Below are 8,444 nucleotides of genomic sequence, written 5' to 3' on the forward strand. Positions count from 1 at the left end.
CGAAACCCGGCCGAGAACCGAGAACTGGACGCTCTCGATACAACTCTCAACCAAAGGAACCCACAAAGGGGTTGTTACTTGGCACTGACTTTCGGCACGCTGTTGAGTTCTCAAGGAGCGGACGCGCACCAACCCGACCCTCCCGGGCCTCGTCGATGGCGGCTTGTCCCACTCTACACCGGACTGGCGGTCCCGCACCCTCGGGGTGCTCTCCGCGGCCCTCCCGGGCCCGTCCGGCGCGAGAACGAGGTTACACGACCACCAGCGGCCCCGTGCAACCCGGCGGGACGCGTCCCCGGTCACACCTCCGGGCTACAGCCCGAGGAAGGACTCGATCCCCACCGTCAGACCGGGCCGGCGCCCGATCTCGCGGATCGCCAGCAGCACACCGGGCATGAAGGAGGCCCGGTCGAAGGAGTCGTGCCGCAGGGTCAGGGTCTCCCCCGCCGCCCCGAGGAGCACCTCCTGGTGGGCCACGAGCCCGCGCAGCCGCACGGCGTGGACCGCGACCCCCTCCACGTCGGCACCGCGGGCACCGGGCAGGGCGTCGGTCGTCGCGTCCGGGGACGGCGGCATCCCGGCGGCCCGGCGGGCGGCGGCGACCAGGCGGGCGGTGCGCACGGCGGTGCCCGAGGGGGCGTCCACCTTGTCCGGGTGGTGCAGCTCGACGACCTCGGCGGAGGGGAAGAAGCGCGCCGCCTCCTGGGCGAAGCGCATGAGCAGGACGGCACCGATGCCGAAGTTGGGCGCGATGACCACCCCCAGGCCGGGCTTGGCCTCGAGCCACTCGGCGACCGTGGCCAGCCGCGCCTCGTCGAAGCCCGTCGTCCCCACCACGCAGTGGATGTCGTTGTCGACGCAGAACCGGATGTTGTCCATGACGACGTCCGGGCGGGTGAAGTCCACGACGACCTGGGCGCCGGCGTCGGCGACGTTGAACAGCCAGTCCCCGGCGTCGACCATCGCGACCAGCTCGAGGTCCGGGGCGTCGTTGACCGCCCTGACCACCTCGGTGCCCATGCGTCCCCGCGCCCCGAGGACCCCCACCGCGACGGTGCCCGCCCCCTCGGTCGGGGCCGCGCCGGCCGGGTGCTCGGGGTGGGGGGCGCTCGTGGTCACCGGGACAGGCTTCCGGGCGGTGCGCCGGGGCGCAAGGCGCCCCCCCGGGCTCAGCGCCGCCGCTCCAGGCGCTCCCACAGCAGCCAGCCACCGAGGGCGCCGACGACGTCGGCGAGCCAGTCGGCGACCGAGCCCGATCGGTCCAGCGGGGCCAGGGCCTGCACGACCTCGCTCCCGGCGGCGTAGAGCACGAGCCCGGCGAGCAGCGGGGTCGCGCGCACGCCGGCCCAGCGGCCGGTGACCGCCAGGGCCGCGAACAGCAGGACGTGCACCAGCGTGTCGGTGTACGGCGGGGCCGCGGGCACGTCGGAGCCGGGGGCGAACAGCACCGCCAGGGAGACGAGCACCGCCACCGCGAAGACGCCGCGGGACAGGGCGCCGTGCACGGCGAGGACGGGGTGCGGGGCGGCCATCAGGCGGGCGCGGTCACAGCCGGTCGAGGTCGGACTCGCGGTACGGGCCGACCACCGCCAGGCACGTCTCGCGGGTGAAGAGCGCGGTGGCCACGTCGCGCACCTGCTGCTCGTCCACGGCGCCGATGCGGTCGAGCACCTCGCGCACGGGGAGGTACTCCCCGTAGGAGAGCTCGCTCTTGCCGAGCCGGCTCATCCGGGAGCCGGTGTCCTCCAGGCCGAGGACCAGCCCGCCGCGCAGCTGACCCCGCCCCCGCGCGACCTCCTCGGCGGTGAGCCCATCGGCGGCGACCCGGGCCAGCTCCTCGCGCACCAGCCGGAGCACCTCGGGCACCCGCTTCGGTGAGCAGCCGGCGTACACCGAGAAGGCCCCGGTGCCGGCGTAGTGGGTCAGCGCGCTGCCGACGCTGTAGACCAGCCCCCGCTTCTCGCGGATCTCCTGGAACAGCCGGGAGCTCATGCCGCCCCCGACGGCGGTCTCCAGGACCGCGGCCGCGTACCGGCGCTCGTCGAGCCGGCCGAGGCCGACCGACCCCAGCAGGAGGTGGGTCTGCTCGGTGCGCCGGCGGATGAGGCCGGTCGACCGGGCCGGGCGGGTCGACCCGGAAGCCTCCTCCCCCCGGCGCAGCGGCGCCGGGCGGCCGGGGCCGGACAGCCGGGAGCCGAAGGCGGCGGCGACGAGGTCGAGGACCTGCCGGTGCTCCACCCGGCCGGCGGCGGTGACGACGATCGAGGGGACGGCGTAGCGGCGGCGGTACCAGCCGTCGACGTCGTCCCGGGTCAGGCCCTCGATGGACTCCACCGTGCCGAGCACCGAACGGCCGAGCGCGGTGCCGCCGAACAGCGTCTCGGCGAACAGGTCGTGCACGGCGTCGGAGGGCTCGTCGTCGCGCATGGCGATCTCCTCGAGCACCACCGTGCGCTCGGACTCGAGGTCTGCGTCGGTGTTGAGCGCCTCGGTGACCAGGTCACCGAGCAGCGTCACCGCCAGCGGGAGGTCGCTGGCGAGCACGTTGGCGTAGTAGCAGGTGTGCTCCTTGGCGGTGAAGGCGTTCATCTCGCCGCCGACGGCGTCCATCGCCGTGGCGATCTCCAGCGCCGTCCGGTGCGACGTCCCCTTGAACAGCAGGTGCTCGAGGAAGTGCGACGCGCCGGCCACCTGGTCAGTCTCGTCGCGCGAGCCGACGCCCACCCAGATGCCGACGGTGGCCGACAGCACACCGGGCATGGTCTCGGTGAGGACCCGCAGCCCCCCGGGCAGCTCGGTGCGCTCGACCCGGCCACCGACCTCGTCGACGTCCAGGACGACGGTCTCCCCCACGCGCCCGACGGTGACCGGGGCCGGGGCGGACGCGACGGCGTCCGTCCCGGCCCCGGCCAGGGCCCGCTGGCGGGACGTCACGCCTCCGCGGGGGCGGACTCGGGGGCTGCCGTCTCGCCGGCGGCCTCCTCGGCTGCGACCGGCACGAGGCTGATCTTGCCGCGGGCGTCGATGTCGGTGATCTCGACCTGCAGCTTGTCGCCGACGTTCACGACGTCCTCGACCTTGCCGATGCGCTTGCCGCCACCGAGCTTGCTGATGTGCACCAGGCCGTCCTTGCCGGGCAGCAGGGAGACGAAGGCGCCGAACGGCGTGGTCTTGACGACCGTGCCGAGGAAGCGCTCGCCGACCTTGGGCATCTGCGGGTTGGCGATGGCGTTGATCCGGTCGACCGCGGCCTGGGCCGACGGGCCGTCGGAGGCGCCGACGTAGATGGTGCCGTCGTCCTCGATGGTGATGTCGGCACCGGTGTCGTCCTGGATCGAGTTGATCATCTGGCCCTTGGGGCCGATGACCGCGCCGATCTTGTCGACCGGGATGCGCACCGTGGTGACCCGCGGGGCGTACGGGCTCATCTCGTCGGGGCCGTCGATGGCCTCGTTCATCACGTCGAGGATGTGCAGCCGGGCGGCGCGGGCCTGGGTGAGCGCCTGGGCCAGCACGTCGGACGGGATGCCGTCGAGCTTGGTGTCCAGCTGCAGCGCGGTGACGAGGTCGCGGGTGCCGGCGACCTTGAAGTCCATGTCACCGAAGGCGTCCTCGGCGCCGAGGATGTCGGTCAGCGCGACGTACTCGGTCTTCCCGTCGACCTCGTCGGAGACCAGGCCCATGGCGATGCCGGCCACCGGCGCCTTGAGCGGCACGCCGGCGTTGAGCAGCGCCAGGGTGGAGGCGCAGACCGAGCCCATGGACGTCGAGCCGTTGGAGCCCAGCGCCTCGGACACCTGCCGGATCGCGTAGGGGAACTCCTCGCGGTCGGGCAGCACCGGCAGCAGCGCCCGCTCGGCGAGCGCGCCGTGCCCGATCTCGCGCCGCTTCGGGGAGCCGACGCGGCCGGTCTCGCCGGTGGAGTACGGCGGGAAGTTGTAGTTGTGCATGTAGCGCTTGCGGTTCTCCGGCGAGAGCGTGTCCAGCTGCTGCTCCATGCGGAGCATGTTCAGCGTGGTGATGCCCAGGATCTGCGTCTCACCGCGCTCGAACAGCGCCGAGCCGTGCACCCGGGGCACGACCTCGACCTCGGCCGACAGCGGCCGGATGTCGGTGACGCCGCGGCCGTCGATGCGGACCTTGTCCCGCAGGATGCGCTGCCGGACGACCTTCTTGGTGACCGCGCGGAAGGCCGCGGAGACCTCCTTCTCCCGGCCTGCGAAGCGGTCGGCGAGGGCGGCCTTCACGGCCTCCTTCAGCTCGTCGGTCGCGGCCTCGCGCTCCTGCTTGCCGGCGATGGCCTGGACCTCGGCCAGCCGGGTCGCCGCCTCGGCCTCGACCGCGGCGTAGACGTCGTCCTGGTAGTCGAGGAAGCGCGGGAAGTCGGCGACCGGCTTGGCGGCCTTCCCGGCCAGGGCGCTCTGCGCCTCGCACAGGGACCGGATGAACGGCTTGGCCGCCTCGAGGCCCTGGGCGACGACCTCCTCGGTCGGGGCGGGCGCGCCGTCGGCGACCAGCTGGATCGTCCGCTGGGTGGCCTCGGCCTCGACCATCATGATCGCGACGTCGCCGTCCGGGAGGACCCGGCCGGCGACCACCATGTCGAAGACGGCGTCCTCGAGCTCGGCGTGCGTCGGGAAGCCGACCCACTGGCCGTTGACCAGCGCGACCCGGCAGCCGCCGACCGGGCCGGAGAACGGCAGGCCCGACAGCTGGGTGGACGCCGAGGCGCCGTTGATGGCCAGGACGTCGTAGAGGTGGTCGGGGTCCAGCGACAAGACGGTGATGACCACCTGGACCTCGTTGCGCAGGCCCTTGGCGAAGGTCGGCCGCAGGGGGCGGTCGATGAGCCGGCAGGTGAGGATGGCGTCCTCGGAGGGCCGGCCCTCACGGCGGAAGAACGAGCCGGGGATGCGACCGGCGGCGTACATCCGCTCCTCGACGTCCACCGTCAGCGGGAAGAAGTCGAACTGCTCCTTGGGCTGCCGGCCGGCCGTGGTGGCCGACAGCAGCATGGTGTCGCCCATGCTGACGACGACCGACCCGGCGGCCTGGCGGGCCAGGCGGCCGGTCTCGAAGGTGACGCTGCGGCTGCCGAAGCTGCCGTTGTCGATGACCGCGGTGGCGGTGGTGACCCCGTCCTCGGGGTCGAACTCGGCAGCGATGCTGCCCTGGGTGGTGGGTGCGGACACGTCGTCCTCTTCCTACGTCGCATGCGGCGACGTCCTCTTGTGGCGCCCCGCGCCGGACTCCGGCTCGGTGACCGGTCTTCGATCGAAGCCCCCGGGACCGTTCCCCCGCGCGGGGGTGGGCATGCCCGGGAGCCACTACCGAGGACCGGCCGCGGAGGGTCCTCCGGCGCGGGCGGCCGCGGTGCTCGTGCGGCGGGTGCCGCACGAGAGAGGGGACCGCCCCGGTGGGACGGTCCCCTCGTCGTGCTAGCGGCGCAGACCGAGCCGCTCGATGAGGGAGCGGTACCGGTTGATGTCAGTCTTGGCCAGGTAGTTCAGCAGCCGACGGCGGCGACCGACCAGCAGGAGCAGGCCCCGCCGGCTGTGGTGGTCGTGCTTGTGCTGCTTGAGGTGCTCGGTGAGGTCGCTGATCCGGCGGGTCAGCATCGCGACCTGCACCTCGGGCGAGCCCGTGTCCTTCTCGACCGTCGCGTACTCGGTCATGATCTGCTGCTTCGTCGCGCTGTCGAGCGCCATGGACGGCCTCCTGGTCAGGTCACGTGTGGCCCCCGGTCTCTGTCACGGGAGCAGCTCGCACACACGTCGGGCGAACCGACGACACCCCAGGTTACCAGTGGCACGGCCGTCCTCCGGACGACGAGGGCTGCGGCCGGGCGGCTCCGCTCCGGCCGGGGACGGCACCGGGCCGCGGTGCGCTCCGGCGAGCGGGGGGCCGCAGGCTCCCCCGAGCCGGGGCGCGGCCGGGCGGCTCCGCCCCGGCCGGGGACGGCACCGGGCCGCCGTGCGCTCCGGCGAGCGGGGGGCCGCAGGCTCCCCCGAGCCGGGGCGCGGCCGGGCGGCTCCGCCCCGGCCGGGGACGGCACCGGGCCGCGGTGCGGTCCGGAGGACCGCCGTGTCAGAGCCCCAGGACCTCGCGGGTCCGGACGACGTCGCGGTCCATGGCGGCGACGAGCTCCTCCACGCCGGTGAAGGCGAGCATCGGCCGCAGCCGCTCGACGAACTCGACCCCGACGTGCTCGCCGTACAGGTCACCGTCGAAGTCGAGCAGGTGGGCCTCGACGGTGCGCCGGCTGCCCTGGAAGGTCGGGTTGGTGCCCACGGAGACCGCCGCCGGCGTGGTGCTGACCGTCGCACCGGTCCGCGGGTCACGGAGCACCAGCGAGCCGGCGTAGACCCCGTCGGCCGGGACCGCCGTGTAGGGCGGCGACTCCACGTTGGCGGTCGGGTACCCCAGCTCCCGGCCGCGCCGGTCCCCGCGCACCACCACGCCCTCCACCCGGTGCGGGCGGCCGAGCGCGCGGGCGGCCGGGGCCATGTCGCCGGCGGCCACGCAGGCCCGGATGTAGGTCGAGGAGATGGTGATCTCGCCGTCGTCGGACGTCTCACCGGCCAGCGCCACGCCCTCCACGGCGAAGCCGAACCGGCGGCCCTCCACGGCCAGCGACTCCACCGTGCCGGCCGCCCGGTGCCCGTAGGTGAAGTTCTGCCCGACGACGACCGCCGCCGCGTGCAGGTGCTCGACCAGGACGGTGTGGGTGAAGGTCTCGGGCGAGAGCCGCATGAACTCCGGGGTGAACGGCAGCACGCACATCGCGTCGACCCCGAGCTCGGCGACCAGCTCGGCCTTGCGGTCCAGCGAGGTCAGGATCGCCGGGTGCGAGCCGGGCCGGACGACCTCCGAGGGGTGCGGGTCGAAGGTGAGGAGCAGGCAGGGCCGCCCCATGCCCCGGGCCCGCCGGACGGCGGCGCCGATGAGCTCCTGGTGGCCGCGGTGCACCCCGTCGTACATGCCGACCGTCACCACCGTGCGGCCGAGGTCACCCGGGGTGGCCTCGAGCCCCCGCCAGCGCAGCACCCTGCCGATCCCCGCCCGCCCTCAGCCGACCCGGTGCAGCCAGCCGTGGGTGTCGGGCACCCGGCCGTGCTGGATGTCGAGCAGGTGCTCCCGCAGCCGCATGGTCAGCGGGCCGGGCTCGCCGGTCCCGACGGTGAAGTCACCGGTCCGCGCCTTGACCTCGCCGACCGGGGTGATCACCGCGGCGGTGCCGCAGGCGAAGGTCTCGGTCACGGTGCCGTCGGCGGCGCCGGCGCGCCACTCGTCGACGGTGAACCGCCGCTCGGTCACCCGGTGCCCCATCTCCCGGGCCACGGTGATGAGCGAGTCGCGGGTGATGCCGGGCAGCAGGGTGCCGGTGAGCTCGGGGGTGACCAGCTCGGCGTCGTCCCCCGAGCCGAGGACGAAGAACAGGTTCATCCCGCCCATCTCCTCGACGTAGCGCTTCTCCACCGCGTCGAGCCACACGACCTGGTCGCAGCCGGCGTCGATCGCCTGCTCCTGGGCCAGCAGGCTGGCGGCGTAGTTGCCGGCGCACTTGACGTCGCCGGTGCCCCCGGGGGCCGCGCGGATGTAGTCCTCGGAGAGGTAGACCGACACCGGGTGGACCCCGCGCGGGAAGTACGCCCCGGCCGGGCTGGCGATCACCAGGAACAAGTACTCGTGCGCCGGCCGCACGCCCAGGAACGGCTCGGTGGCCAGCTGGTAGGGCCGGATGTACAGCGTCTGGTCCGGGCCGGTGGGCACCCACTCGCGGTCGGCGTCGACCAGGGCGTCGACCGCGGAGAGGAAGGCATCCTCCGGCACCGGCGGCATGGCCAGCCGCCGCGCGCTGCGCGCGAAGCGGGCGGCGTTGGCCCCCGGCCGGAAGGTGGCCACGCTGCCGTCGGGCTGGGCGTAGGCCTTGAGCCCCTCGAAGATCGACTGCGCGTAGTGCAGGGCCGCGGTCGCCGGGTCCACCTGCAGCGGGGCGTAGGCGGTCAGCCGGGCGTCGTACCAGCCCTCGCCGGCCCGCCAGCGCGCGACGAACATGCTGTCGGTGAAGTACCGGCCGAAGCCCGGGTCCTCCAGCAGGGCCTGCCGCTCGGCCACCGGCCGCCGCCGCACGTCCTCCACGACCACCGGCACGCCGTCGGTGAAGAACCGGGAGGACGTGCGGCTGTCGGCGAGCGTGTCGGTCATGGCTCCCACCTCGAGGCGTGCGGAGATCGGCGCGGGCCGGTGGCCCGTCCGCCCACCCTAGCCCGGGCGTCCCGGGGGCCGGACGACGACCGCGCCGCCCCGCGTCCTCAGGCGCGTTATGTGGGTTGCCGTCGGCAACTGATGGCTTGACATGAGGGCGCCTCTGCGGAGCGTGGTGGTTGTCGAAGCCCCTCGCCCGCAGAGGCGCCTCTCATGCTCCCCACCGAGGACCTGTT

7 protein-coding genes are annotated in these 8,444 nt (G+C 74.0%); all 7 read right to left on the reverse strand.

Annotation, left to right across the window (positions count from 1 at the left end; genetic code table 11):
- Positions 1 to 312: 312 nt before the first annotated feature.
- Positions 313 to 1,119, reverse strand: a complete 807-nt coding sequence (gene dapB / locus D0Z06_RS24745) for a 4-hydroxy-tetrahydrodipicolinate reductase (RefSeq protein WP_233517946.1) — start codon at positions 1,117 to 1,119, stop codon at positions 313 to 315.
- Between the two features lie 50 nt (positions 1,120 to 1,169).
- Positions 1,170 to 1,532 carry a VanZ family protein gene (locus tag D0Z06_RS24750; protein ID WP_117380205.1) on the reverse strand — a complete coding sequence of 121 codons (363 nt, stop codon included), beginning with the start codon at positions 1,530 to 1,532 and terminating at the stop codon, positions 1,170 to 1,172.
- Between the two features lie 13 nt (positions 1,533 to 1,545).
- A complete protein-coding gene (locus tag D0Z06_RS24755; protein WP_117380206.1) occupies positions 1,546 to 2,934 on the reverse strand; it encodes a M16 family metallopeptidase in 1,389 nt (462 codons plus the stop codon).
- Entirely contained in the window at positions 2,931 to 5,192 is a 2,262-nt protein-coding gene (locus D0Z06_RS24760; RefSeq protein WP_233517947.1) for a polyribonucleotide nucleotidyltransferase, read from the reverse strand. The genes D0Z06_RS24755 and D0Z06_RS24760 overlap by 4 nt, the downstream gene beginning before the upstream one ends.
- A gap of 246 nt (positions 5,193 to 5,438) precedes the next feature.
- On the reverse strand, positions 5,439 to 5,708 hold the full coding sequence (rpsO, locus tag D0Z06_RS24765; RefSeq protein WP_072920360.1) for a 30S ribosomal protein S15: 270 nt from the start codon (positions 5,706 to 5,708) through the stop codon (positions 5,439 to 5,441).
- 379 nt (positions 5,709 to 6,087) lie between these two features.
- The gene (locus tag D0Z06_RS24770) at positions 6,088 to 7,047 is read right to left on the reverse strand and encodes a bifunctional riboflavin kinase/FAD synthetase (RefSeq protein WP_117380207.1); all 960 of its coding nucleotides are present in this window, start codon (positions 7,045 to 7,047) and stop codon (positions 6,088 to 6,090) included.
- Positions 7,048 to 7,068: 21 nt separating this feature from the next.
- A complete protein-coding gene (locus tag D0Z06_RS24775) occupies positions 7,069 to 8,208 on the reverse strand; it encodes a branched-chain amino acid aminotransferase (protein WP_117380208.1) in 1,140 nt (379 codons plus the stop codon).
- Positions 8,209 to 8,444 lie beyond the last annotated feature (236 nt).

Source organism: Geodermatophilus marinus (assembly GCF_003428645.1).
Taxonomy (GTDB): domain Bacteria; phylum Actinomycetota; class Actinomycetes; order Mycobacteriales; family Geodermatophilaceae; genus Geodermatophilus.

Excerpts from the sequence above, each read along its gene's own strand:
- D0Z06_RS24750 (WP_117380205.1), bottom strand. The coding sequence starts at position 1,532 with ATGGCCGCCCCGCACCCCGTCCTCGCCGTGCACGGCGCCCTGTCCCGC.
- D0Z06_RS24775 (WP_117380208.1), bottom strand. The coding sequence starts at position 8,208 with ATGACCGACACGCTCGCCGACAGCCGCACGTCCTCCCGGTTCTTCACC.
- rpsO (WP_072920360.1), bottom strand. The coding sequence starts at position 5,708 with ATGGCGCTCGACAGCGCGACGAAGCAGCAGATCATGACCGAGTACGCG.